The organism is Acidocella sp. (assembly GCF_050253495.1).
GTDB lineage: Bacteria > Pseudomonadota > Alphaproteobacteria > Acetobacterales > Acetobacteraceae > Acidocella.
The window spans coordinates 221,984-247,202 of the sequence record NZ_JBFWIX010000001.1; the positions used below are offsets into that span (position 1 = coordinate 221,984).

18 protein-coding genes are annotated in these 25,219 nt (G+C 65.2%); 10 read left to right on the plus strand and 8 right to left on the minus strand.

Features of this window, described 5'->3' with window-relative positions; all coding sequences use genetic code 11:
- Window positions 1-116: 116 nt before the first annotated feature.
- Window positions 117-2,063 carry an acetate--CoA ligase gene (acs, locus tag AB7D48_RS01040; protein ID WP_427975320.1) on the minus strand — a complete coding sequence of 649 codons (1,947 nt, stop codon included), beginning with the start codon at window positions 2,061-2,063 and terminating at the stop codon, window positions 117-119.
- Between the two features lie 312 nt (window positions 2,064-2,375).
- Here acs and AB7D48_RS01045 point away from each other — a divergent pair, with 312 nt between their 5' ends.
- A complete protein-coding gene (locus tag AB7D48_RS01045; protein ID WP_427975321.1) occupies window positions 2,376-2,579 on the plus strand; it encodes a cold-shock protein in 204 nt (67 codons plus the stop codon).
- Between the two features lie 191 nt (window positions 2,580-2,770).
- Here the strand turns inward: AB7D48_RS01045 and AB7D48_RS01050 are convergent, their stop codons facing one another.
- Both AB7D48_RS01050 and AB7D48_RS01055 read right to left on the minus strand, forming a co-directional pair.
- Complete coding sequence (locus AB7D48_RS01050) at window positions 2,771-3,424, minus strand: class II aldolase/adducin family protein (protein ID WP_427975322.1); 654 nt, start codon at window positions 3,422-3,424, stop codon at window positions 2,771-2,773.
- The gene (locus tag AB7D48_RS01055) at window positions 3,421-4,296 is read right to left on the minus strand and encodes a hypothetical protein (protein ID WP_427975324.1); all 876 of its coding nucleotides are present in this window, start codon (window positions 4,294-4,296) and stop codon (window positions 3,421-3,423) included. The genes AB7D48_RS01050 and AB7D48_RS01055 overlap by 4 nt, the downstream gene beginning before the upstream one ends.
- A gap of 92 nt (window positions 4,297-4,388) precedes the next feature.
- Between AB7D48_RS01055 and AB7D48_RS01060 the strand changes: the two genes are divergently transcribed.
- Both AB7D48_RS01060 and AB7D48_RS01065 read left to right on the plus strand, forming a co-directional pair.
- On the plus strand, window positions 4,389-4,958 hold the full coding sequence (locus AB7D48_RS01060; protein ID WP_427975326.1) for a polysaccharide biosynthesis/export family protein: 570 nt from the start codon (window positions 4,389-4,391) through the stop codon (window positions 4,956-4,958).
- Window positions 4,942-6,123, plus strand: coding sequence for an MFS transporter (locus AB7D48_RS01065; RefSeq protein WP_427975327.1), 1,182 nt, complete (start codon window positions 4,942-4,944; stop codon window positions 6,121-6,123). The genes AB7D48_RS01060 and AB7D48_RS01065 overlap by 17 nt, the downstream gene beginning before the upstream one ends.
- Here AB7D48_RS01065 and AB7D48_RS01070 read toward each other — a convergent pair whose 3' ends face one another.
- From AB7D48_RS01070 to AB7D48_RS01080, 3 genes are all read right to left on the minus strand, one after another.
- Window positions 6,124-6,621 (minus strand): cupin domain-containing protein, encoded by a 498-nt coding sequence (locus AB7D48_RS01070; RefSeq protein ID WP_427975329.1) that lies wholly within the window; start codon window positions 6,619-6,621, stop codon window positions 6,124-6,126. It abuts the gene before it with no gap.
- An 85-nt stretch (window positions 6,622-6,706) separates the two neighbouring features.
- Window positions 6,707-8,032, minus strand: coding sequence for a dihydroorotase (locus tag AB7D48_RS01075; RefSeq protein WP_427975331.1), 1,326 nt, complete (start codon window positions 8,030-8,032; stop codon window positions 6,707-6,709).
- An 8-nt stretch (window positions 8,033-8,040) separates the two neighbouring features.
- Entirely contained in the window at window positions 8,041-8,934 is an 894-nt protein-coding gene (locus AB7D48_RS01080) for a glycosyltransferase family 9 protein (protein WP_427975655.1), read from the minus strand.
- An 84-nt stretch (window positions 8,935-9,018) separates the two neighbouring features.
- Here AB7D48_RS01080 and AB7D48_RS01085 point away from each other — a divergent pair, with 84 nt between their 5' ends.
- Window positions 9,019-9,834, plus strand: coding sequence for a YgfZ/GcvT domain-containing protein (locus AB7D48_RS01085; protein ID WP_427975333.1), 816 nt, complete (start codon window positions 9,019-9,021; stop codon window positions 9,832-9,834).
- Window positions 9,835-9,894: 60 nt separating this feature from the next.
- On the opposite strand, the gene AB7D48_RS01090 is transcribed toward AB7D48_RS01085, so the two are convergent.
- Window positions 9,895-10,311 carry a hypothetical protein gene (locus AB7D48_RS01090; protein WP_427975335.1) on the minus strand — a complete coding sequence of 139 codons (417 nt, stop codon included), beginning with the start codon at window positions 10,309-10,311 and terminating at the stop codon, window positions 9,895-9,897.
- A gap of 258 nt (window positions 10,312-10,569) precedes the next feature.
- Here AB7D48_RS01090 and AB7D48_RS01095 point away from each other — a divergent pair, with 258 nt between their 5' ends.
- Window positions 10,570-13,752, plus strand: a complete 3,183-nt coding sequence (locus AB7D48_RS01095) for a glycosyltransferase (RefSeq protein ID WP_427975337.1) — start codon at window positions 10,570-10,572, stop codon at window positions 13,750-13,752.
- Between the two features lie 13 nt (window positions 13,753-13,765).
- Here the strand turns inward: AB7D48_RS01095 and AB7D48_RS01100 are convergent, their stop codons facing one another.
- Window positions 13,766-16,456 carry a glycosyltransferase gene (locus AB7D48_RS01100; protein WP_427975339.1) on the minus strand — a complete coding sequence of 897 codons (2,691 nt, stop codon included), beginning with the start codon at window positions 16,454-16,456 and terminating at the stop codon, window positions 13,766-13,768.
- A 163-nt stretch (window positions 16,457-16,619) separates the two neighbouring features.
- On the opposite strand from AB7D48_RS01100, the gene gorA reads away from it, so the two are divergent.
- The 5 genes from gorA (at window position 16,620) to AB7D48_RS01125 (ending at window position 25,134) form a co-directional block, all read left to right on the plus strand.
- Window positions 16,620-17,954: a glutathione-disulfide reductase gene (gene gorA, locus AB7D48_RS01105; RefSeq protein WP_427975341.1), complete on the plus strand. Its 1,335-nt coding sequence runs from the start codon at window positions 16,620-16,622 to the stop codon at window positions 17,952-17,954.
- Between the two features lie 122 nt (window positions 17,955-18,076).
- Window positions 18,077-19,468, plus strand: a complete 1,392-nt coding sequence (locus AB7D48_RS01110; RefSeq protein WP_427975343.1) for a class II 3-deoxy-7-phosphoheptulonate synthase — start codon at window positions 18,077-18,079, stop codon at window positions 19,466-19,468.
- A gap of 11 nt (window positions 19,469-19,479) precedes the next feature.
- Window positions 19,480-20,598, plus strand: a complete 1,119-nt coding sequence (locus AB7D48_RS01115) for a nicotinate phosphoribosyltransferase (protein WP_427975657.1) — start codon at window positions 19,480-19,482, stop codon at window positions 20,596-20,598.
- A gap of 29 nt (window positions 20,599-20,627) precedes the next feature.
- Window positions 20,628-22,292, plus strand: a complete 1,665-nt coding sequence (locus tag AB7D48_RS01120) for an NAD+ synthase (RefSeq protein ID WP_427975345.1) — start codon at window positions 20,628-20,630, stop codon at window positions 22,290-22,292.
- 121 nt (window positions 22,293-22,413) lie between these two features.
- Window positions 22,414-25,134: a DEAD/DEAH box helicase gene (locus tag AB7D48_RS01125; RefSeq protein ID WP_427975347.1), complete on the plus strand. Its 2,721-nt coding sequence runs from the start codon at window positions 22,414-22,416 to the stop codon at window positions 25,132-25,134.
- The last annotated feature ends 85 nt before the right edge of the window (window positions 25,135-25,219 follow it).

Genomic DNA, 25,219 nt, shown 5'->3' on the forward strand with positions numbered 1-25,219 from the left:
GTTCGTATCAAACGCCGTTACGACCCGCATGCAAGCCTTTTTTGCGGCGCAACATAAGGAAGCGCCGCCGGGAGCATCGTCCCCGGCGGCGCCATGCCGTTCAAGCCGCGAGCCGGTCAGGCCGCGCGGTTTTGCGCCCGGTTCTCGACCAGATCCACCACCACGCCGGGATCCGCCAGCGTCGAGGTATCGCCCAGGCTTTCGGTCTCGTCGGCGGCGATCTTGCGCAGGATGCGGCGCATGATCTTGCCCGAGCGGGTCTTGGGCAGACCCGGCGCCCACTGGACCACATCCGGCGCCGCGATCGGCCCGATCTCCTTGCGCACCCAGCTCACCAGCTCCTTGCGCAGCGCCTCCGTGGCTTCCACATCCGCCACCAGCGTCACATAGGCATAAATGCCCTGCCCCTTGATGTCGTGCGGGTAGCCGACCACGGCGGCCTCGGCCACGGCCTCGTGCGCGACCAGGGCGGATTCGATCTCCGCCGTGCCCATGCGGTGGCCGGACACATTGATCACATCGTCCACGCGGCCGGTGATCCAGTAATAGCCATCCGCGTCGCGGCGCGCGCCGTCGCCGGTGAAATACAGCCCCTTGAAGGTCGAGAAATAGGTCTGCACGAACCGTTCATGGTCGCCGTAAACGGTGCGCATCTGCCCCGGCCAGCTATCGGCGATGCAGAGATTCCCCTCCGTGGCGCCCGTCAGCTCGTTGCCCTCTCCATCCACCAGCAGCGGCCTGACACCTGGCAACGGCTTGGCGGCGGAACCAGGCTTGAGCGCCATGGCGCCCACCAGCGGCGTCATCAGCGTGCCGCCCGTCTCGGTCTGCCACCATGTATCGACAATGGGGCAACGATCCTCGCCCACCACATGATAATACCAGCGCCAGGCCTCGGGATTGATCGGCTCGCCGACGGAGCCGAGCAGACGCAGGGATTTACGGGAAGAGGTCTTCACCGGCCCGTCGCCATCGCGCATCAGCGCGCGAATGGCGGTCGGCGCGGTATAGAAGATATTCACCTGATGCTTGTCGATCACCTCCCAGAAGCGCGAGGTGGTGGGGTAGTTCGGCACGCCCTCGAACATCAAGGTGGTGGCGCCGTTGGCCAGCGGACCATAGACGATATACGTATGCCCCGTGACCCAGCCGACATCGGCGGTGCACCAGAACACCTCGCCGGGGCGGTAATCGAACACATATTGGTGGGTATAGCTTGCCCAGACCATATAGCCGCCAGTGGTGTGCAGCACGCCCTTGGGCTTGCCGGTGGACCCGGAGGTATACAGGATGAACAGCGGATCTTCCGCGTTCATCTCCACGGCCTGGTGCGTGGCGGGCACCTTCGCGGCTTCCTCGTGATACCAGACATCGCGGCCGTCTTGCATCGCCACGTCGCCGCCGGTGATTTTCACCACCACGACGCTCTTCACGCTCGGGCAGGTTTTCAGCGCCTCGTCCGCGTTCACCTTCAGCGCCACCTTGCGCCCGCCGCGGCGGCCTTCATCGGCGGTGATCAACGCCACGGAACCGCAATCCTGAATACGGCTGGCCAGGCTGTCCGGCGAGAAGCCGCCAAACACCACGGAATGGATGGCGCCGATGCGCGCGCAGGCCAGCAGCGCCACCGCCGCCTCCACCACCATCGGCAGATAAACGGTGACGACATCGCCCTTCTTCACGCCCTGGGCGGTGAGCACGTTGGCGAGGCGGCAAACCTGCTCGTGCAGTTCGCGGTAAGTGACCTTCCTGGAGGCGTTTGGATCATCGCCCTCCCAGATGATCGCCACCTGATCCCCACGCTCGGCCAGATGCCGGTCCAGGCAATTGGCGGCGGCGTTCAGCGTGCCATCCTCGAACCATTTGATGGACACATCGCCCGTGAAACTGGTGTTTTTCATCCTGGTGGGATGCTTCATCCAGGTGATGCGCTTGCATTCCTCGCCCCAGAATCCTTCCGGGTCGGAGGCGGCCCTGGCTGTCATTTCCTCATAACGAGCCCGGTTGATGAAGGTCTTGGCTTCGACTTCCGGCTTGACCGGCACAATATCGGCATCGGACATGGTTGTGGGCCCTCCAGTTTGTTTTATGATGAAGATGATTACCCGATTTCCTTAATGGCATAAAGAGTGATCCGTTCTGGTGCATTCCGTTTTCCCATCAAAAATCACGGACAACCCCGCCATTCCGGGCCGCGCCACCTCACAGAATCGTTGACAAAACTTCACGTTTCTGTGCCTGCTGGCACCCGCAATCGAAGTTGGACTTGACTTGAGTTCACGCGCTCCTGGCGGCTGGACGCAGACAAGGCGACCAGAACACGGTTGTCCTGGCCTCAGCCGGGCCGATTATCTGCTTAAGGAGCGACAAAGCCTATGCCTACCGGTACCGTGAAATGGTTCAACACGACGAAAGGGTACGGATTCATCGTGCCGCAAGATGGCGGCAAGGATGTGTTCGTGCACATCACGGCGGTGCAGTCCGCCGGGCTGCGCGGCCTGAATGAAGGCCAGAAGGTGAGTTTCGACATCACCAAGGAACGCGGCAAGGATGCCGCCGTGAACATCAAGGCCGAGTAAGGCCCGGGCCGTCGGACGGGGCGCGCCGCCGCGCCCCGCGTAGACTACGCTTAGACTATCCCGCGTGTAGACTATTCCGCGTGGAACATCCCGCTTAGAACGGCGCGCTCAGAACGGCATGCTTGGAGCAACCTCCGTTCGGTCTGACGCGACAGCATCGGCCCGGAGGCATGCGGCCGCGCCGGGAAAATTCAGTCCCCGTTATTCGGGCGGTAGGCCGTCGCGAACTGGGCGATCGCCTCCTGAATATCCTGCTCCGACAGCAGCACCGGCCCTCCGGCTTGCAGCGACAACAGATATTGCCGCGCCAGCGTCTCCAGCTCGCTCGCCGCGGCGAGCGCCGCCGAGACATCCCGCCCCACCGCCAGCCCGCCATGATTGGCCATGAGGCAGGCCGTGCGCCCCGCCAGCGCCTTCAACACCGCCGCCGAAAGCGCCGCCGTGCCGAACAGCGCATACGCCGCACAGCGCACCGGCGCGCCGCCGAAACGGGCGATCATATAATGACAGGCGGGGATGTCCCGCCGCGCCATGGCGAGCGCCGTGCAATGCGGCGCATGGTGATGCACCACCCCACCGACCTCGGGCCGGGCCAGATAAATATCCAGATGGAAACGCCATTCCGAAGACGGCCGAAAACGCCCTTCATAGCCGCCATCCTCGCGCAGCAACGGAATCATTTCCGGCGTCAGCGCCTCGTAAGGCACGGCCGAGGGGGTGATGAGAATTCCCCCCGCCACGCGCAGCGAAACATTGCCGGAGGTTCCCGCCGCCAGGCCGCGCGCCGCCATGAGCCGCGCCGCGCCGATCAGATCCCGCCTGGCCTGCAAATCGGCGCCGCTCATTGCGCGGGAGCGAAATTCATGTCTGGCGTCATCGTCATCGAATGACCGTTCCAATGCAGCGTCAAGGTCGCCTTCTTGACCGTGGCATCGGCGAAATCATGGGCCGCGCAGGCCGTCTTGGCATCGGCGGCGCTGACATATTCGATCGCCGCCGACGCCCCGCCAGGTGCCGGGCTGACACTGTCGATGGCCAGCAGCACCGCCTCCCCCGGCGGCAGATGCGCGCAATTGGCGTTGGGGTCGATGGTGCCGCGCAGGTCGCTGGCGCTGAGAATGGCTTTTTTCTGGCCGGCGGGCGGCGGCAAGGTCACCACGGTCAGCAGGCTATCGGCCTCGCCCTGCGCCTCATACCCGTAACGGCAGACGAATTTCGCCCGGCCCTCCGGGTTCAGCGACACGCAATGATCCGCCTGCCCGCCCGGGTACCAGCCTTGCAGCTTCCAGGCGCCGGGCCCGCCGGTGAACAGGATGCCGCCGCCAAAATTCGTGGCGTGCGGCTCGAAGCTGCCCGTATAGGTGACATAGGCTTCCCGCGCCGCGCCGCCGGAGAGCTGGCCGTAGGTCACGCTTTGCAGGGTGATGCCCAGCCCCAGCCCAGCGCCGCCATAATCCTGCGAGGGATACCCCGGAAGCGAGGTGCATTGATGCGCGAAGCCCCCGCCAGGGCCGGACGCCCCCGCGCATACCAGCGGCAGAAACGCCGTCTGTTCAGCCTGCGTCAGGGGCCGGGGGTTCTGATTCACGGCTTGAGACTGCCCCGGCACGGCGGTCGGCGGCGCGCCGGAGGGCTGCATTCGCGACCGCGGCCAAAGCAGGAACAGCCCCGCGCCGATGATGACGAGCAGCGAAAACAGCATGGCGAGACGCTTCATCGAAAACTCCCGAATCATTCCAAAACACGCCTTGCCCCTTTTCGCGGCAACGGTAAACAGGATGCACGTTAAGGTTTTGGAAGAGGTTGACCATGATCCCGAGGCGTGTCCTGCTTGGCGCTCTGCCCGCCTTGCTCTCCGGCTGCGCCGCCTGGCAGGCCCCGGGTTACAATCTTCCGCCCCTGCCAGCCCCGCCGTCCGGTCCCTATGCGCTTGGCCCAGGAGACGTGCTCACCATCCGCATATACGACCAGGACCAGATGTCCGGCACCTACCATGTGGATGATAGCGGTTATATCGACATGCCGCTGCTCGGCCTCGTCAAGGCCGGCGGATCCAGCACGGATGCGCTCGGCGCCGCCATCTCCCGGTCGCTGCGAGCCAGGCAGCTTATTCTGCGTCCCTCCGTGGCGGTGGAGGTTTCCAGCTACCGGCCCTTTTATATTCTGGGCGAGGTGAACAATCCGGGCCAATACCCATACCGCCCCGGCATGACAGTCTTGAGCGCGATTTCCATCGCGGGCGGGTTCACTTACCGGGCCGAGACAGCCTATGTGGGAGTCACGCGCGATATTGGCAGCAATGCTGTCCAGTATCGCGCGCCAACCCATGCAATGGCACAGCCAGGTGATGTCATCACAGTCTTTGAGCGTCGATTCTGAGGTCAGCCCAGCAGCCATTCCGCGCACGACCTCCCTGGCGCTGATACTGGCCGGCTATGTCACCTTCGTGAACATGTGGTGCACGCAGGCCATTCTGCCGGTTCTGGCGAAAAGCCTGCATGCCTCCCCGGCGATGACGGGCTACACCGTCACCGCGCCGCTGGTGGCCACCGCCGCCATGGCGCCGCTCATCGGCGTGATCTCCGACCGGTTCGGCCGGCGCATATTCATACGCGGCGCCGCCTTGCTGCTTGTGATTCCCACCATGCTGGCGGCTTTTTCCACCAGCCTGCCCATGCTCATCGTCTGCCGCTTCATCCAGGGATTGTTGCTGCCATTCATCTTCACCGTCACCATCGCCTATATCAGCGATGAAATGAGCCCCGCCAACGCCATGAAAATGGTGGGGATCTATACCTCCGGCACCATTAGCGGCGGGTTTTCCGGGCGGCTGATCGTCGGGTTCGTCACTTCGCTGATCAACTGGCGGGCCGGGTTTCTCACCATCGGTCTCATCACGGTGGCGGCGTCGCTCACCATCGCGTTCCTGCTTCCCAAGGAAAAACGCTTCAAACCGACCTATGGCATCAGCGGAGCGCTGCTGTCCTTTCCCAACCATTTGTCCAACCGGCGCCTGCTGGGCACCTACGCGGTCGGGTTCGGGGTTCTGTTCTCCCTGGTCAGCGTCTTCACCTTCATCAATTTCCGGCTGGCGGAAGCGCCCTACAGCCTAGGCCCGGCGGCGCTGGGCGCCATCTTCGTGGTCTATCTGGGCGGGGTGGCGGCCAGCCCCGTGGCCGGGCGCCTGGGCGCCAGAATGAATCGCAGGCTGCTGATGGCCGGCTGTGTCGGGCTGATCCTGGCCGGGCTGGCGCTCACCCTCGCCTCGCAGCTCTGGCTCATCTGCCTGGGGCTGCTGCTGGTCTGCTTTGGCATCTTCCCGCAACAGACATTGGCGACCGGCTTTATCGGCGTCGCCGCGCGGGGGGCCAAATCCACCGCGGTCGGGCTTTATGTGACGTTCTATTATATCGGCGGCAGCTTCGGCGGCATCATCCCCGCCGCGGCCTGGCACACGACGGGCTGGGTTGGCTGCGCCGCCATTACCGCCGCCGTGCAGGTCGGCATGCTGGGCTTCGCGCTGCGCAGCTGGCGGGATAAATGATCACGCCTTGTCCGGGGCGGAATGGGTGGGATCCACCCAATAAACCTCCTCGGGCGGTTCGACGGGGTCGATCGTGTCGATATTCACCACCACGGCCTCGTTATCCGAACGCACCAGCACGCATTGCAGCACCTGGGTTGGATCGGCGTTGATCTCCTGGTGCGGCACATAAGGCGGCACATAAATGAAATCGCCCGGGCCGGCCTCGGCCACGAATTCGAGCCGGTCGCCCCAGCGCAGCCTCGCCTTGCCGCTGACCACATAGATCACGCTTTCCAGTGCGCCGTGATGATGCACGCCGGTCTTGGCGTTGGGGGTGATCGCCACGGTGCCCGCCCAGATATGCTGCGCGCCGACCCGGGCGTGATTGATCGCCGCCTGCCGGAACATGCCCGGCGTCTGCGCTGTGTTGGTGTCGAGCCGGTCGCCCTTGATGACGCGCACGCCATCATGTTTCCAGCGTGGCGCGGGTTCGTCGCCATGGTGATCGTGCGGCATGTTGTTCTCCCCTCTCGGTTCCGGCCAGCATGATGGCTTATCCCGCCCTTGAAAAGCCCCGCCCGGAATCGCCCGCGAGCGGGGGTCAGGAGCGGAAGCGCACCGCGCGGCCCGCCGGCTCGCCGCTCACCTGCCCCTCATACATCACCACATGGCCACGAATGATCGTCGCCATCGGCCAGCCTGTGCAGGCCGTGCCGTCGAAAGGCGTCCACCCGCATTGGCTGGCGATCCAGCTATTTTCGATGGTGCGCCGGGCCTTGAGATCCACCACCGAGAAATCCGCGTCATTCCCGGCGACAATCCGCCCCTTGCCGACCGCGCCATAAATCCGCGCCGGACCTTCGGACATTAATTGCGCCAGGCGCAGCAACGAAAGCCGCCCCGCATTCACCTGGGTCAGCATCAGGGGCAGCGTGGTCTGCACCCCGGTCAGGCCGGAATGACAGGATGGCCAGGGGCGTTCCTTGGCCTCGCGCGGGTGGGGGGCGTGGTCGGAGCCGATATTGTCCACCGTGCCATCCGCCACGGCGGCCCAGGCCGCATCCATATGGCGCTTGTCGCGCAAGGGTGGGTTCATCACCCCATAACCTCCAAGCCGCTCATACACATCCGGCGCGCATTGCAGCAGATGGTTCACCAGCACCTCACAGCCCACCAGATCCTTGTGCGCCTTCAGGAAGCCGAACTCCTCGGCGGTGGAGACGTGCAGGATATGCGCCGGGCGGCCCGTCCGCGCCGCGAGCGCGGCGATGCGCCGCGTTCCCTTGAAGGCGCATTCCTCATCGCGCCAGACCGCGTGCTGGCTGTATGGCTCGCCGAGATTGAAGAGCGGCTTGCGCTCCTGCAACCGGGCTTCATCCTCGGAATGGAAGGCCACGCGGCGGCGGCCAGAGCGCATCACCCGCTCGATGCTCGCATCGTCCGCGACCAGCAGATTGCCGGTGGAGGACCCCGCGAACACTTTCATGGCGCAAACGCCGGGCAGAGTTTCCAGCGCGCCCGTATCGTCCAGATTTTCCATCGTGGCGCCGGCGAAAATGCCGATCTCGCACCAGCTATGGCCCTCGATGTAATCATGCTTGGCTTGAATGCTCGCCGCATCCACCGCCGGCGGCTTGGTGTTGGGCATGTCGAACGCCGCCGTCACCCCGCCCAGCACCGCGCCCAGGGAGCCTGAGCGCATATCCTCCACCCCCTCGACCCCGCCTTGCCCGCCATCGCGGAAATGCACATGCGGATCGATCACCCCCGGCAGCACATGCAGCCCCTTGGCGTTGAAGCGCTCGGCCGCCGGCCCGAGATTTTTGCCGATGGCGGCGATCTTGCCGTGCCGCACCGCCACATCCGCTTCGCAAGCCCCCCAGGGAAGGACCAGAACACCGTTTTCCAGGATCAGATCATAGCTCATGGGCTTTCCTATAGGCCGAGAAGTTCAAAAGCGGCAGTGGCGACGGTGGCGACGCCAAGCCCCTGCATCGGCGCCTCGCCCTCGGGCCCAGGCGCCACGGCAATGGCGGTACGCAACCCGGCGGGGGCATATTCGCTGGCCTTGGAGCGGCCGAACAATCCCAGGGTCGGGGTTCCGGCGGCGGCGGCCAGATGCATCAGCCCCGAATCATTGCCCACGAACAGCCGGGCCCGGCGCAGGCAGGCGGCGGCTTGCGGCAATGAAAGGCGACCGACCAGATCGATGGCGTCCGGCAGGGCTTCCAGAACCGGTGCCGCCAGCGCCGCTTCCATCGCCCCCGGTCCGCCGAACAAGGCCGCGCGGGCGTCGGGGCATCTGCGCCGCAATTCATGAAACAGGCTGACGAACCGGTCCGCCGGCCAGATCTTTCCGTCCCAATTGGCCGTCGGGGCCAGGGCGATCACGGGCCCGTCCCCCAGCAAGGCGGCGGCCTTGGCGTCGTCCTCCGGCGCGGTCCAGGCCACGGGCAAGGGCGGCGGGTCGAACCCCAGCGCGGCGCCAAGCTGCGCATAGCGCCGGCCCGGGCGGCGGCCGCCCTTTAACATATAACGCTTGCGCGCCCCCAGGGCGAAGGTAATGGCCGAGCCGCGCACATCCACGGCGATGTCCCAGACATGCGGCACCAGCCTGGTCCAAAGGCGGAACCAATGCAGATCGTATTTCTCCTTCTCGAACACGATCAGCCGTTCCAGCGCCGGAAAACGCGTGAACACGCCCTCCGCCACCGCGCCGCAGGCAATGGTGAAACGCGCTTGCGGATGGCGCCGGCGCAGCGCCTCCAAGATGCCGCAAGAGATCACGGCATCGCCGATCCGGGAGGAAGTGATGAACAAAATCCGCATGCCCGGCGGCTGTAACCCGCCGCCGCGCCCACGGCAAACCTGGCGGGCTTGCGGTGGCCCCGCCATGGGCCCATCTTGTTCTGCATGAGCAAGATTGCGCATCTGCCGCGGCGCGGCGTTCTGGAACTCAGCGGGGCCGACCGCGTGGCCTTTCTGAACGGGCTGGTGAGCAACGATGTCCTGAAAGCCGGGCCAGGCCGGGCCGTGTGGGCCGCCCTGCTGACCCCCCAGGGCAAATATCTGGTGGATTTCTTCATCCTTTCGGATGGCGAGCGCCTGCTGCTGGACATGCCGCGCGCGGAGATCCCCGCCCTGGCACAGAAGCTGCGGCGCTACAAACTGCGCGCCGAGATCGAGATCAAGGATGTCTCGGAACATTTCAGGATCTATGCGGCCTGGGGGGGCACCCCGCCGCACATCCCGCTCACCGCCGCGGATCCTCGCCTGCCGGAGGCCGGCTATCGCTGCCTGAGCGAAACCGACATGCCCTGCAACGCGACCGAGCAGGATTATGCCGCGCATCGCATCGCCCTTGGCCTGCCCGACGGGCCGCCCGACCTGGAACCGGACAAAACCCTGCTCCTGGAAGCCGGGTTTGACGAACTTGGCGGCGTGGACTGGAAAAAAGGCTGCTATATGGGCCAGGAACTGACCGCGCGCACGAAACATCGTGGACTGATCAAACGCCGGCTGATGCCGGTGAAGCTGGAGCGGCCGGGCATTCCGGCGGGGACGCCGATCCTCGCGGATGGAAACGATGTCGGAACATTAAGATCAAGCGAGAATCTGCAAGGCCTCGCCACCCTGCGCCTCGATGCGCTGGAAAAACCCCTGTCCGCGGATGGAAGCCATCTCACCGCCTGCCCACCTGTCTGGCTGAAACGCACCGCCCCGCCTTAAGCGGAATGGAACGCCGCCACCGGGCGCACTGGCTGCCCGAGGAAGCCGCACCCCCAGCCTTCAGGCCGGGAGGGTAACGCGGCGCGTGGAACCGGCCTGTTGCACATCATGGAGAACCGACCACCCTTCCCGCGGCGAACGCCCTTCCATGAAGCCCGAATGTTCGAAATGCGCGCTGGCAGAAGATACGGTTCCGTTACGTATCGCCTCCGCGACATCGGGATATTCCGAGAGATACCAGCTTTCATCGACCGTCACCGGACGTGGCAGCCTGTTCTCGAAATAACCGGCGGTGATATAATGCGCGCGGGCGGATGCAAGCTCTCCGCTGCGTACCGCCTCCGCGACATCGGGATTGGTGAGCAGATACCACGCCTCGTCAATTTCGGCGGATTGCAGCAACAGCCTGATCAAATGGAGCAGCTTGTCTTCTTGCAACTCGACATAATGGCCCGCACCCGGACCTATATCACTCATCAAATAACTATATGAGCGCATCGCAACCACCCAGCCAAGACCATCAGTGCGCGAATATTAAAGCAGCCTTCACTGTGCGGCGCAACACAGGCTTCATAAAACTCGCGTAATTATCATTCCTCCCTCATGAAAAGCCCTGACCTTCTCATCGATCCAACAATAAAATCCTCACCTTTCCGAAACGCGGCCTTGAGCGCGGCGGGCTGATGGAGGACAAGATGAAGACGGGACTGGCGGCAGGAACTGGACGGAGACTCAATGGCGGTCAAAGGGCACGTGGACACGATGGAGGGCAGCTATGTCACCGGTTGGGCGGCCTCCGTGCCCGACACGGGCAATTGCGTCATCACCATCACGAATCTGGAGGGCAAATTACTGGCGAAGGGCCGTGCCTCGCGGCATCGGCCGGATCTTGCTTCGCTGGGGTTGGGCCGCACCACCCTGGCCTACAGAATCGCCGTTCCCCTCGGAGCGGACGCGCAAAAACTCCGTGTCTTCGCCGATGGCGAGGAGCTGATCGGCTCGCCCCTGGATGTCGGCCCAGGATTGTACGATGGGTTCTGCGCGGTCGAGACCGACAAGGTCACCGGTTGGGTCTCCGAACGCATGAAGGGTGGCGAGCCCCCCTTCATCACCGCGGTCAACCAGGCCGGCCTGGAGGTCGCGCGCGGCGCCAGCGCCTTCGAGCCCGGCGCCAAGGATCCGCTCTTCAACCCCGCGAAATTCACCCTCACGCTCGACAGCGATTGTTTCGGCGCCGGCGAAACCATTCTCGACATTTATGCCGATGGCGTGCCGATCGGCCAGACATCCTGCAATCTCGGCCTGCGCGCCTATCTGGAAACCATCACGCCAGAACGCGTGGCGGGCTGGCTCCATGCGCCGGACGCACCGAAACGTGTCTTCGAGCTATCGATCTATCGCGACGGCGTGCTTGAGGAAAATGTCACCTGCGAGCGGGAACGCACGGATGTGCGCGCGCATTTTCCCGATTGCGGCACGCCGGGTTTCGACATCACGCTGGCCTCCCAGCCGCGCCCCGTGGATCAGCCCGTCTCCCTGACGTTGCGCTTCGCGGGCGGACGGCGCGATCTGTTCGAGGGCCCTTATCTGCTGGCCGGCCGCCCCGCTGCGGTCACGGCAATTCACAAGGCCGCGCGTCTGGCCAATAGCGGCCTGCCCGGCATCGGCCCTGGCGAGCGGGCGGTGCTGACGGAAGCGCTGCGGGATTATCTCGTGAAAACCCGTGCCAGCGAGGGCGTGGTTCTGAACAAGCAGCCCAGCCAAGCGCACGCGCCGGGCAAGCTGCGCCTGGCGATCATCGTCCCGATTTATCGCGGCGTGGCGGTGACCCGCGCCTGCATCGAATCCGTCCTGGCGCACCGCGACCATGAAACCGATCAGCTTATCCTGATCAACGATTGCTCGCCGGATGCGGAGATGGCGGGCATGCTGGGCGCCTATCGCGCCGTGCCGAATGTGACATTGCTGGACAATGCGGAAAATCTCGGGTTCGTCGGCACGGTGAATCGCGGCATGACACTGGCCAAGGGGCTGGACATGCTGCTGCTCAACGCCGACACGGTGCTGCATGCGGGCGGACTGGATGAAATGATCCGCGTCGCCCACGCGCATCCCGAAATCGGCACCGTGACAGCGATGTCCAACAACGCGACCATCTTCTCCTATCCTTGCGCGGAATTGCGCGAAACTTCACTGCCAGACATTGACTGGCCCACCCTCGCGGCCCTCGCCCTGGCCGAGAATGCCGGGCGTTGCGAAGACGTGCCGACCGGTCATGGTTTCTGCATGCTGATCAAGGACGAGGTGGTCCAGCGCATCGGCTTCCTGGATGAGGCGTTCGGGCGCGGCTATGGCGAGGAGAACGATTTCTGCGCCCGCGCCGCGGCATTCGGCTACCGGAACGTGGCGGCGGGCGGCGTGATCGTGGAACATAAGGAGAGCATCTCCTTCGGCAATGAGCGCGCGAGCCTGATCGCGCAGAACCAGCCCCGGCTAAACGCGCTCTACCCGGAATATACACCGCTGATCATGGCGTTTGAAAAACAGGACGGGCTGCGCCGAATGCGCTGGGCGCTGGACCGTGCCCGGCTGAGCCGCGCGCGCGACGCGGGCACGCGCTTCGCGCTGGTCATCTCCAACGCGCTGGAGGGCGGCACGCCCAAGGCCATCCACGACATCGAAAACCGGATCGGCTATGGCGGCGCCACGCGCCTTTCCCTCAGCCTGACGGCGACCGGCTTGATCGAGCTGAGCTGCGAGGCGCCATTGCTGTGCGCGCATTTCACGGCCGAAGAGACGGACGAATTATTCGCCCTGCTGGACAGCGCCGCGCCCGAACTGGTGCTGGCGCATCAGCTTCTGGGGCTTCCCCTGCCCGTGCTGACCACGCTGCGCGGCTGGCTGCGGGGGGGAGAGGCCGAACAAAAAGATGCGAAAACGAAACGGAAACACCCGGTCCAAAACCGGCACAGCCTGTACTGGGCGCATGATTTCTACGCTTTTTGCCCGCGCGTGACGATGATCGACGCGATCGGCCGGTTCTGCGGCGGCGCGGATGCGCAGACCTGCGCACGCTGTGTCGAAATGGGCGGCGCGCATGAAACCTCCGTGCTGACCGCGCTGACCCCGGACGAACATCGCGCGCTTTTCGGTGAATTGCTGGCCTGTTTCACACATGTCATCGCCCCTTCGGCCAACGCGGCGCACTATCTGAGCAAGATTTTCCCGCATGTGGAGATCGAAACCGCGCCCCACCCCGAGCCCGCCCAGGCCGTCGCGGCGGCGGCGCGCACGGGCACGGACGACGAGATCGTGCTGCTGGGGGCCATTGGCCCGCACAAGGGCTCGCAGACATTGCTGGACATCGCGCGCCGGGCCCGGCTGACGCATCCGCATCTGCATTTCAGGGTGATCGGCTACACCAATATCGACCGGGCCCTCAAAGCCGTTGGCAATGTGACGATCACCGGCAAATACAAACCCGAGGACCTACCGCAATTGCTGCGTGAGACCAAGGGGCGGTTGTCGCTGTTTCTGCCCGCCTGGCCGGAGACCTATTCCTACACGCTCTCGGAACTGGTGAAGCACGGCTTCATTCCCTTGGCGCCGGATATTGGCGCGCCGGCCGACCGGATCCGCAAGACTGGTTTTGGAATCGTCTTTCCCTTCCCGGCCGATGCCGAAACGGTTCTGACGCTGATCGACGACATCGCCACCGGAGAGCGCTCCCCGCTGGCCAAGGGCGCACAGCCCATGGGCTTCTTTTCACGGCAGGAGGATCTCGACCGGCTGACGCGCCTGATTCTGGAGGAGGCCGGGCCCAAGCCCGCCATGCCGGTCAAACCCAGCCGGAAATCCATGAAACGCGGCACGGAAGCCAATGTGAGCCAACCCGCGCCTGGCGCTCTAACACCCTGACACAACCGGGCCGTTACGAGGCCTTGCCGGCGGCGGCGTCGATGCGCTTGCGATGGCGCATATTGTAAGATTTGTACGTGGCGAAACAGCCCGATGCCACGCCATGCCCCAGCGCACGCCGGTCCAGCAGCGCGACCCCCGGCGGCAACCCCGCCAGAACACCGCGCATGGCCAGATATTGCGCCAGCACCCTGGTCAGCAAGCCCGGGCCGGATAGCAGCCAGGGAATTTCATTGTCGCCGCGATTCAGCGCCGTCACCACCGCGCGCAGCGCCGCCTGCAACACGGGGTGCCCCGGCACCGCGGCGATGAAATGATTGGCCGCGCAGCCAAACTCCTCCTGCGCCAGCACCAGGGCCGCGCGCCGGGGCAGCACCATGTCCAAGGCGCGCAGGCAGCGATCGTCGGCATCGGCATATATACCGCCTTCCGCCACCAGCAGCGCCAGCCGGAAAAGATCGGCCTTTTGCGGTATCTCCCGCACGCGTTGATAAGCCTGCGAAACGGGCCCCGGAAATTTCGAGGCCAGATAGGCGCGCGCGCGCGCCTCATCGAAACAGCGCCACTCATAATCTGGGTTGCGGTCGCGCCAGCTGCGCATCATGTCCGCGACATCCTCGGGCGGCTCGGGCCTGTCCCAAAACGCGTTGATGACCCGGGGAATGGCCGGTGCTCCTTCCGCCTGGGGTATGAACTCCAGCCCCTCCGCCTGGCGCATGGCCAAAAGCAGGCTGGCGGCGGGGGCCGTGCTGTCGGGCGCCTCGCGCACCAGGGCGGCCAGGGGCTCCAGCCGGTTGCGGGCGGGCTGGACGCTCAAAGCATGAATCGCCCCGGCCAGCTCCTGGTCAAGGGCGTATTCATCGATCATCTGGCCCAGCAGGGATTGCGAGATATTCAGGGACTCCCCACGCAACCGGCGCTCGGCGGCCACCAGCTCATAATGACGGCGCAAATGCCGCCGCGCGCCGGGCAGGTCGAGCCGCATCAGCTTCACGCGCGTGAGGGCTTCCTGCAACCCGGCATCGTTGGGATTCAGCCCCGCCGCGCCTTCGTAATATTCAAGGGCGCAATCGATCTGCCACAGGCTTTCCGCCAGCGCGCCGACGGAACGGCGCTTGATGGCGTGCTCGGGCCGGGTGGCGGCGGGAATGCCGAACAGGCATTTCTGCACCATTGCGTCCGAACCGGCGAGCAGTTCGGTCTGGAAGCGCTCATTCCACAGCCAGGTCTGCTGCGGTGCCGCGGCCGTGGCCTCACGCGCGGCGCGCAATGCCTCGTCCATCTGCCCGGTGCGGCGCAGCAGCGTGATGCGCCAGCTTTGCAGCTGCGGGGTCACGCCATGCTCCAGCTCCACCGCCTGCAAACCCGCCAGTGCATCCTGAATCCGCCCTTGCCAGGCCAGCGTGTCCAGCATGCCGAACCGGAAAGCGAGTTCCCCCGGGCGGCGCCCGGCCGCGGCGCGGTAAATATCATGAGCCTGGGCGGCATCGCCCACGGTCAAGGCCTGGCTGGCCAGCTGGGTCACCGCATCCACATGCCCCGGGTCGAGCGCCAGGGCGCGTGTCAGATGTTCATTGCTCTCCCGCTGACGGCCCAGCCGGTATTCCTGGCGCGCCAGCTCGGCCAGCAGCGTGGGATTGTCCGGTTCCAGCGCCAAGGCCTCGACGAACCAGCGCGCGGCCTCGGCCTCCTGGCCGGCCTGGCGCTCGGTCTGGGCAAGATTGAGCAACAGCGGCAAATGACCGGGATGATCGCGCAAAAGCGCCAGCGCGGCCTCGCGCGCTTCGTCCAGCGCCCCGGAATCACGCAACGCCTCGATCAGCCCCAGACGAGGCGCCAGCTCCTCCGGAGCCCGCCGCGCGGCCGTCTCGAAATGCCGGCGCGCCTCATGATGCTCCGCCAAGGCACGGGCGCAATATCCAAGCCCCAGCTCCACCGCCCATAAATCGGGCTCCAGCGCCCCCGCCCTCAGCAGGCTCCGCCGGGCTTCCTCGACCAGGCCAAGGGCCCGTTCCTCCTCGGCAATATCCAGCCAGCGCCAGACATCCTCCGGCACCAGCCTGGCGGCCTGCCTGAACCAGTCGAGCGCCTGCGCGCGCTCGCCCGCCTGACGGGCCAGATGCCCCAGCGCGACATGCCCATGCCAGAAGGCCGGATGCCGCGCGAGCAACGCTTGCAGCACGGTGGCGGACTCCGCCGCCGACCCAGCCTCCCCCAGCGCCACCGCCAGGGCCATGGCGTGCCATGGTTCCTCCGGCGCCAGCCGCAACGCCGCGCGCAAGGCTTCCAGCCGTACCTCCATGACGGTCTCGGGCCGCGCCGCGAACGCCGCCAGCCGGCCGGCGAGATCCCCTGGCGAAAGGCTCAAGCGGGTGGGAAATTCCAGGCCGGTGCGCGCCTCACGGGCCGAGATGACGATCTCACCCGTTCCGGTGAGCGCCTGAAGGGAAAGCGGCCAAGCGAAGCCGTAATGGCCATCGCCATTGCCGGCATCCGCCACATCCTTGCGATAGAGATGAGCACCGGCCTGGCCCGCCCGCGCGCCATTGATGAAAAACGCGACCTCCAGCCGCTCGTCGGGACTGGCGGGGCACCACGCCCACCCGCAGACAAGAAGCCGGTCGCTCAGATTGTCGATATAACCGGCGGGCAGACAGGCCCCGCCGCTTATCCCACCCCCATCATTTGGTTCCGGTACACCCAACGAACTTCTCTTTCCGCTCAGAAAGTATCAATTATTAGCTGAACATGATCGTATCATTCTCAAATGATTTCAAGCCGGAATCGTAACTTAAATATTGCTTACAACCATTGGTCATTCAAGGAATTCCATACTAATTAAGCCTCAAAATGACGGGATTGTGATGATGGATTTCGATCTTTTCGTGATTGGCGGCGGTTCCGCGGGGGTGCGTTGCGCACGTATCGCGGCGGGCCATGGCGCGCGGGTGGGCGTGGCGGAATCGCGCTTCTGGGGCGGCACCTGCGTGAATGTCGGCTGCGTGCCGAAAAAATTCATGGTCATGGCGGCCGAATATGGCGCCGCCGTGTCGGATGCGCGGGGATTCGGCTGGACCATCACGCGCGAAGCGCATGACTGGGCCACGCTGATCGCGGCGAAGGACAAGGAAATCGCCCGTCTCAACACCATCTATCGCCAACTTTTAAACAAGTCCGGAGCGAAGATTTTCGATACAAAGGCTGTTTTTATAGACAGCCACACCCTCGATGTCGGCGGTCAGCGCCTAACGGCGGAAAAGATCGTCATCGCCACGGGCGGCTACCCGACGGGGCTCGACATTCCAGGCGCCGAACATGCCGTGATCTCCGACGATATTTTCGTGCTGAAGACCATGCCCCAGCGCGTGGCCGTGGTGGGCAGCGGCTATATCGCCGTTGAGTTCGCCGGCATTTTCGCCGGGCTGGGGGCGCAAACGCATCTGGTCTACCGCCAGCCTTTGCCGCTGCGCGGTTTCGACGAGGATCTGCGCGGCATGCTGGCCGAAGAGCTGGCGGGAAACAACGTGACACTGCATCCCGGCACCACCCCCGCCGCCATCACGGCGGATGGGGAGGGCAAGCAGCTCTCCCTGTCCAATGGCGAGGTTCTGGGGGTCGATCTGGTTTTCTTCGCCACCGGCCGGGCGCCCAATACCAAGGGCCTGAACCTGGAAGCCGCCGGGGTGCGAACCGGCGCCAAGGGCGAGATCCCGGTGGGGCCGGATTTCGCCACCAATATCGCCAATATCTACGCGCTCGGCGACGTGACGGACCGGCTCAACCTGACCCCCGTGGCGACCGCGGAAGGGCATGCGCTGGCGGACTCGCTGTTTGGCGGCCATCCGCGCGGGGTCAGTCTGGACAATGTGCCGACGGCCGTCTTCTCCATTCCGCCCATCGCGACGGTGGGGGTCACCGAGGCGCAAGCCCCGGCCGGCTCGAAAATCTTCGTCTCCAAATTCACCCCCATGCGCCACACCATCTCCGGGCGGAGCCGCAAGACGCTGATGAAGCTGATCGTGGACGCCAACACCGACAAGGTCCTGGGCGCGCACATGCTGGGCGAGGACGCGCCGGAGATCATGCAGGGTCTGGCGGTGGCGATCACCGCGGGGGCGACGAAGGCGGATTTCGACCGGACCATCGGCATCCACCCCACGGCGGCGGAAGAATTCGTGACCATGCGCACGCAGACCCGGTAAAAACCAACCCCGCCCCCGGCGTGGCGCGTGGCAGGGTTGCCGGGCCGTTGCGGGCCGGTGAGTAGCGCTCCGGCGTGAAACGCGCTTAATTAAGGCGATAAGGAACGCCCTTTGGAGACGATATGGATACGATCACCCCAGCCGAGTTGACGTCCGGCTGGACGCCGAGCAGCTGGCGCGACCACCCGATCAAGCAGGTGCCGAGCTATCCCGATCTGGATAAGCTCGCCGCCGTGGAGACGCGCCTGAGCATGTTTCCACCCCTGGTTTTCGCCGGCGAGGCACGGAACCTGAAGGCGCAGCTCGCCAGGGCGGCGCAGGGGCAGGCCTTTGTTCTGCAAGGCGGCGATTGTGCCGAGAGCTTCGGGGATTTCACCGCCAACATCATCCGCGACAGCTTCCGCGTGCTGCTGCAAATGGCGGTGGTGCTGACCTTCGGCGGCGCCATGCCGGTGGTGAAGCTGGGCCGCATGGCCGGGCAGTTCGCCAAGCCCCGTTCCTCCGACACCGAGACCATCGGCGCCACCACCCTGCCCTCCTACCAGGGCGATATCATCAACGGGCCGGAATTTTCCGCCGCGGCGCGGATCGCGGACCCGGCCCGCATGGAGTTCGGCTATTTCCAGTCCGCCGGCACGCTCAACCTGCTGCGCGCCTTCGCCTCCGGCGGTTATGCGGACCTGCATCAGGTGCACCGCTGGAACCTGGATTTCGTGCAGCATTCCCCCCTGGCGGCGAAATACCGGGATCTCGCGGCGCGCATCGACGAGACGCTGGGCTTCATGGCCGCTTGCGGCCTGACCAGCGCCGAAACGCCGCAGATCCGCGAAACGGATTTCTATACCAGCCACGAGGCGCTGCTCCTGCCCTATGAGCAGGCGCTCACCCGCGTGGATTCCACCACCGGGGATCATTATGCCTGCTCGGCGCATTTTCTGTGGATCGGCGACCGGACACGGCAGCTCGACGGGGCGCATGTGGAATTCATGCGCGGCATCAAGAACCCGATCGGCATGAAGGTGGGGCCGAGCATGACGCCGGACGAGCTGCTGCGGGTCATGGATGTGCTGGACCCGCAGAACGAGCCCGGCCGCCTGACGCTGATCACCCGCATGGGGGCGGGCAAGGTGGCCGAAAAGCTGCCCCCCCTGCTGCGCGCGGTCAAGCGGGCCGGCCGCGCGCCGGTCTGGCAGTGCGATGCGATGCACGGCAACGGCATCACCACCGCCGCCAAGGTGAAAACCCGCCGGTTCGACGACATCGTGACCGAACTACGCGGCTTTTTCGACGCGCATCAGGCCGAAGGCACGATCGCGGCGGGGGCGCATCTGGAAATGACCGGCCAGAACGTGACCGAATGCGTGGGCGGGGCGCGCGGCCTCTCGGAAGAGGGGCTCGGCACACGCTATGAAACATTCTGCGATCCACGGCTAAATGCCGAACAGGCGCTGGAGGTGGCATTCTACCTGGCCGAGGAGCTGAAGTCCCGCCGCGCGTCGCGGGCCGCGGCGTGACGCCGGTGCCATTGTCCGCGGGTGAAATCGCCGCGCGGACCGACGCCTATTTCAACCGGACCCGCGACATTGTCGCCCGGTTCGGCGATGCCGTGGTCACCTATGCCATCTTCCTGCGCCGCCCGGTGGTCTGCGCCCCGGCGATCATGGTGGAGTGGCTGAACGCCGTGGGCAAGGCGAGAGGACAGGATTTCACGATCGAGCTGCCCCATAAGGAAGGCGAATGGGTGGGCGCCGGTGAACCGCTGGCCTATGTCACCGGCTCCTTCGTGGCGCTCTCGGATCTGGAGACGCTGGCCCTGCAAAAGATCGGCGCGGCCTGCGTGGCGGCGCACAATGCCTTCCAGATGGCCGCCGCCTTGCCGAAATCCGCCTTCCTGGCCATGGAGGCGCGCCATTGCGCCGGGGCCGAGATGCAGGAGATCATGGCCTATGCCTGCGCCGTCGGCTCGCGCGCCGCGCAGGCGGAAGGTGCCAAGGGCTTCATCGGCAACGCCAACGACTGGACCGCGCATTATTTCGGCGCGCCGAAGGGCTATGGCACAATGCCGCATGCGCTGATCGGCTATGCCGGGTCCACGCTGCGGGCGGCGGAAATGTTCGTGGAGACCTTCCCGGAAGAGCCCCTGACCGTGCTGGTGGATTATTTCGGCCATGAGATCACCGATGCGCTGGAAGTCTGCCGCCATTTTCCCGAGATGGCCGGTGCTGGAAAACTCTCCGTGCGGCTGGACACGCATGGCGGACGCTATCTGCAAGGGTTGGGCCCGCAGGAGAGCTATGCCGTGCTGGAGCGCAACGCCCCGGGCGCGCTGCGCCGCTATCGCAGCCAGCGCGAGCTTGGCTATCTGATCGGCACCGGCGTCTCCGCCGCCGCCATCTGGAAAATGCGGGAAGTTCTGAACGAGGCGGGGTTTCCGGCGGTGAGAATCGTCGCCTCCTCGGGGTTCGGGGTGGAAAAATGCTCGGTGATGGCGGATGCCAAGGCGCCGATCGACGTGGTGGGCACGGGCAGCTTCATCCCCGAAAGCTGGAGCGAAACCTATGCCACGGCGGACATCGTCGCTTATGACGGGGTGCCGCGCGTGAAGATCGGGCGTGAATTCCTGCTGCGTCACGACAAAAGCTAAGGCACCGCCGGACGAGTTTGGGGCTGAAGATGACCGAGACGCTGAACATCGCCATCGCGCAGATCAATCCACATCTGGGCGCCATCGACCAGAATCTGGCAAAGCTCCGTGCCGCGCGGGCGGCGGGCGCGAAGCTGGGGGCGGATCTTGTGGTCACGCCCGAGCTATCCATCGCCGGCTATCCGCCGGAGGATCTGGTGCTGAAACCGGCTTTCGTGGCCGCCTGCGAGGCGGCGGCGGCGGAACTGGCGAAAGACACCGCCGATGGTGGGCCAGGGCTGATCGTGGGCCTGCCCTGGCGGGAGGGCGACAAGCTGTATAACGCCGCCTTCCTGCTGGAAGGCGGGCGGATCGCGGCGCGGCGCACCAAGGTGGAACTGCCCAATTACGGCGTGTTCGACGAAAAACGCGTCTTCGACCAGGGGCTGCCCGCCGGGCCGGTGCCATTCAGGGGCTTCCGGCTGGGGCTGCTGATCTGCGAGGATTGGTGGTTCCCCCATGTCCCGGAAACATTGGCCGAAACCGGGGCGGAGATGCTGCTCTCCATCAATGGCTCCCCTTACGAGGACGGCAAGCAGAGCCTGCGCGTGACACTGGCCGTGGAGCGCGTGGTGGAGACCGGGCTGCCTTATATGTTCGCCGCCCAGGTCTGCGGACAGGATGAGGTGGTGTTCGACGGCGCCTCCTTCGTGCTGAACGCCGACCGCTCGCTGGCGGTGCAGATGCCGCATTTCCAGGAAGCGGTGACGCTGACGCGCTGGACCCGCACCGAGACCGGACTGGTCTGCGCCCAGCAGCCGCTCTCTCCGGAACCTGAGCGTTTCGAGCTGATCTATCAGGCGATGATGTGGGGCCTGCGCGATTATGTGAACAAGAACGGCTTTCCCGGCGTGGTGCTGGGGCTTTCGGGCGGCATCGATTCCGCCATCTCCGCCGCCGTGGCCGCCGATGCGCTGGGGCCGGAGCGGGTGCGCGCGGTGATGCTGCCCAGCCCCTATACCTCCGCCCATAGCCTGGAAGACGCCGCCGATTGCGCGCGGATGCTGGGAATCCCCTATGAGACCATCCCCATCTCCGGGGCGATGGAGGCCTTTTCCACCGCGCTGGCGCCCGCCTTCACGGGCAAGGCGGTGGATATCACGGAGGAGAATATCCAGTCCCGCTCCCGTGGGCTGATCTTGATGGCGATTTCCAACAAATTCGGCCCCATGCTGCTGACCACGGGCAACAAGTCTGAAATGTCAGTCGGTTACGCCACGCTTTATGGCGATATGTGCGGCGGCTACTCGGTGCTGAAGGATATCTACAAAACCACCGTGTTCGAGCTTTCGCGCTGGCGCAACGAGAACCACCCGCAAGGCGCGCTCACCAAGCCCGGCCCGGCCATGCCGGAGCGGATCATCACCAAGCCGCCCTCGGCCGAATTGCGCGACAACCAGACCGACCAGGACAGCCTGCCCCCCTACGAGGTGCTGGATGCGATCCTGGAACAGCTGATCGAGGGCGAATGCTCGGCCGACGAGATCGTGGCGCGGGGATTCGAGCGCGCCACCGTGCTGCGGGTGATCAAGCTGCTGGACCGGGCGGAATATAAGCGCCGCCAGGCCCCGCCGGGGGTCAAGATCACCGCGAAGGCCTTCGGGCGGGACAGGCGCTATCCGCTAACCAACGGGTTTACCAACCTTATCAAATAGCTCGGGTCAGCCTCCCGCAATATTCGCTGTAATTCCTCTGGCCTTTTCCTGAGAAGCCGGTATTACACCCTTTCGCCCGGCCATTCTCCGGGCTGGTGAGTGGGGAGTTTAAATATAGCCGATGCCGGTGCCATTTTCCGCCGAAGATTTTGACCGTATCTTCGATTCAGCCATTATCCGCCGGGCTCAGAGCGTGATCGCGCTTGGCTTCGTGAAGGATGTGAAGCTGGTGGGCGATACCATCGAAGGAACCGTCGAGGATATGGACGGCACCAAGCGCATCACCTCCATCACGCCGGAGAAAAAGGGCAGCCGCGTCTCTTTCGCCGAGCGTGAATGCACCTGCGGCGAGCGCGGCTGCCGGCATCTGGCCGCCACCGCCCTGGCGGCGCTGGCGAAATTCCCCGAACTGCGCAAGGCCGAGCCGAAGGGCCTGATCGACACCATCGTGCCGGCGCAGGAACGCACCTACACACCGCCGCCCGCGCGCCCGCGCCCCACCGGCCGGCGCGCCCGCCCGGCCGCCACCTTGCTGCCCATGGCCCCCGAGGCGCCGGAACCGGGCGCCACCGTGCTGGAGCGCAAGGCCGTGCCGGTGCTGCGGCTGCGCCGTGTCGCCGGGCCGGATGAATTCAACCGCCAACGCATGATCGACGTGCTGACGCTGGATTTCGATTATGGCGGCGTGCGGGTGGACGGGTCCGAGGAAAACCAGTTCGTGCGCGTGCGCTCCGGCGGGCAGATGGCCTTCATCCGCCGCGACCCTGCGGCCGAGGCCGAGGCCCTGGACCAGCTTCGCCCGGACGGTTTCGTGCAGATGCGCGTGGCGGACGGCAAATCCGCCCGGGGCCAGCGGGTGCTGGTCTTCCGGGGCGAGGAAGCTTCCGCCAAATGGCACCATTTCGTCGCGGTGCGTGTGCCCGAGCTGACCGCCCTGGGCTGGCATAGCCAGATCGACGCGAATTTCGGCCCGCAGCTGGCCGACAATGTCGGCAGTCTCGACATGGTGGTGCAGGATGGGGAAAAGGGCACATTCTCCCTCGAATTCGGCATCGAGATCGATGGCGAGCGCCACGCGCTGCTGCCGATTCTGGAGCATCTGCTGGCGCGCGGCGGTTACGAGGCCGCGCAGATCGTGGAGGGGGAGATCATCACCTCGCTCGACGATGGCCGGGTGATCAAGCTGCCGGCGGAACGCATCAAGCGCCTGCTGAACGTGATGGGCGACCTGATCGAGGCGGCCGGGCGCACGGCGGAGAAAAACCTGGTGCTGCCGGTGGGAGCCGCCGCCACGGTGCTGGACCTTGAGGATGTGCTGACCACCTCCTGGCAGAACGCGGCGGACATCGAGGCTTATGTGGAGCGCTTCCGGGGCGAACCGGAGATCATCCCCGTGGAGGTGCCGGGGGCGTTCAAGGGGTCGCTGCGCCCTTATCAGCAGCATGGCGTGGACTGGCTGCAACATCTGGCCAGCCACGGGCTGGGTGCCTTCCTGGCTGACGATATGGGCCTGGGCAAGACCGCCCAGACCATCGCCCATATCTGCGTGGAGCATGCCGAGGGGCGGCTGAGCGCGCCGGCGCTGATCGTGGTGCCGACCTCGCTGGTGGCGAACTGGACCGCCGAGCTGCGCAAATTCGCCCCGCATCTGAAAACCGTGGTGCTGCACGGCATGGAGCGGCATGAGAAGCGCGACAATCTGGACGACACCAATGTGGTGGTGACCACCTACACGGTGCTGACCCGCGACATCGAGTTCATGAAGCCCCTGCCCTGGCATATGGTGGTGCTGGACGAGGCGCAGGCCATCAAATCCCCCGAGGCGCGGGCGACACGCGCCGTGTGCCAGTTGAAGGCGGATAACAAGATCTGCCTCTCCGGCACGCCGATCGAGAATAATCTGGACGAGCTATGGTCGCAATTCGCCTTCCTGATGCCCGGCCTGCTGGGCGACAGGCGCGGCTTCACCAAGCGTTTCCGCACGCCGATCGAAAAGAATGCCGACCCGGTGGTGCGCGGCCAGTTGATCAACCGCATCCAACCCTTCATCCTGCGCCGCACGAAATCCGAGGTGGCGACGGAGCTGCCGCCCAAGCACACCATCCTGCGGCGCATCTCCCTGGCTCCGGATCAGCGCGAGCTATACGAGACCATTCGCGGCACGCTGTACGAGACCGTGAAGGAACAGATGGCCGAGCGCACCCTGGCGCAAAGCCGCGTCATCGTGCTGGATGCGCTGCTGAAGCTGCGCCAGGCCTGCTGCGACCCGCGCTTGGTGAAGCTGGGCAATGGGCGCGGCACGGAAAGCTCCGCCAAGCTGGATGATCTGATGGAGATGGTGCAGGAGCTGATCCCGGAAGGGCGGCGGATCCTGGTCTTCTCGCAATTCACCTCGATGCTGGACCTGATCAAGCCGCGCCTCGATGAGGCGGGCATACCGTTCGTGGAGCTGCGCGGCGACACGCGCGACCGCGCCACCCCGGTGCAGCGCTTCGAGGCGGGGGAAGTGCCCTTGTTCCTGATCTCGCTGAAGGCGGGTGGACGCGGCTTGAACCTGACCTCGGCGGATACGGTCATTCACTACGACCCGTGGTGGAACCCGGCCATCGAGGCGCAGGCCTCCGACCGCGCGCACCGCATCGGCCAGACCAAATCCGTGTTCGTGTACAAGCTGATCGCCACCGACACCGTGGAAGAACGGATTCTGGAATTGCAGCAGCGCAAGGCCGAACTGGCGAGCATCGCCTTCCATGAGGCGGGCGGCATGGCGTTCAACTCCGCCGACATAGATTTCCTGTTCGGGCAGGACCAGCCCGCCACGGCGGAGGCGGCGGCCGCTTAGTGTCCTGATCGTCGATAGCGCCGGCAATCCGGCCGGATCCGGCGGCGCGCCGGACAATGAGCCTGGGCCATCTCCACGCCCCATA

What these genes read in the sequence shown, in the direction of transcription:
- acs (WP_427975320.1), bottom strand. Translation starts at nt 2,063, where the DNA reads ATGTCCGATGCCGATATTGTGCCGGTCAAGCCGGAAGTCGAAGCCAAG.
- AB7D48_RS01045 (WP_427975321.1), top strand. Translation starts at nt 2,376, where the DNA reads ATGCCTACCGGTACCGTGAAATGGTTCAACACGACGAAAGGGTACGGA.
- AB7D48_RS01050 (WP_427975322.1), bottom strand. Translation starts at nt 3,424, where the DNA reads ATGAGCGGCGCCGATTTGCAGGCCAGGCGGGATCTGATCGGCGCGGCG.
- AB7D48_RS01055 (WP_427975324.1), bottom strand. Translation starts at nt 4,296, where the DNA reads ATGAAGCGTCTCGCCATGCTGTTTTCGCTGCTCGTCATCATCGGCGCG.
- AB7D48_RS01060 (WP_427975326.1), top strand. Translation starts at nt 4,389, where the DNA reads ATGATCCCGAGGCGTGTCCTGCTTGGCGCTCTGCCCGCCTTGCTCTCC.
- AB7D48_RS01070 (WP_427975329.1), bottom strand. Translation starts at nt 6,621, where the DNA reads ATGCCGCACGATCACCATGGCGACGAACCCGCGCCACGCTGGAAACAT.
- AB7D48_RS01075 (WP_427975331.1), bottom strand. Translation starts at nt 8,032, where the DNA reads ATGAGCTATGATCTGATCCTGGAAAACGGTGTTCTGGTCCTTCCCTGG.
- AB7D48_RS01080 (WP_427975655.1), bottom strand. Translation starts at nt 8,934, where the DNA reads ATGCGGATTTTGTTCATCACTTCCTCCCGGATCGGCGATGCCGTGATC.
- AB7D48_RS01085 (WP_427975333.1), top strand. Translation starts at nt 9,019, where the DNA reads ATGAGCAAGATTGCGCATCTGCCGCGGCGCGGCGTTCTGGAACTCAGC.
- AB7D48_RS01090 (WP_427975335.1), bottom strand. Translation starts at nt 10,311, where the DNA reads ATGAGTGATATAGGTCCGGGTGCGGGCCATTATGTCGAGTTGCAAGAA.
- AB7D48_RS01095 (WP_427975337.1), top strand. Translation starts at nt 10,570, where the DNA reads ATGGCGGTCAAAGGGCACGTGGACACGATGGAGGGCAGCTATGTCACC.
- gorA (WP_427975341.1), top strand. Translation starts at nt 16,620, where the DNA reads ATGGATTTCGATCTTTTCGTGATTGGCGGCGGTTCCGCGGGGGTGCGT.
- AB7D48_RS01110 (WP_427975343.1), top strand. Translation starts at nt 18,077, where the DNA reads ATGGATACGATCACCCCAGCCGAGTTGACGTCCGGCTGGACGCCGAGC.
- AB7D48_RS01120 (WP_427975345.1), top strand. Translation starts at nt 20,628, where the DNA reads ATGACCGAGACGCTGAACATCGCCATCGCGCAGATCAATCCACATCTG.
- AB7D48_RS01125 (WP_427975347.1), top strand. Translation starts at nt 22,414, where the DNA reads ATGCCGGTGCCATTTTCCGCCGAAGATTTTGACCGTATCTTCGATTCA.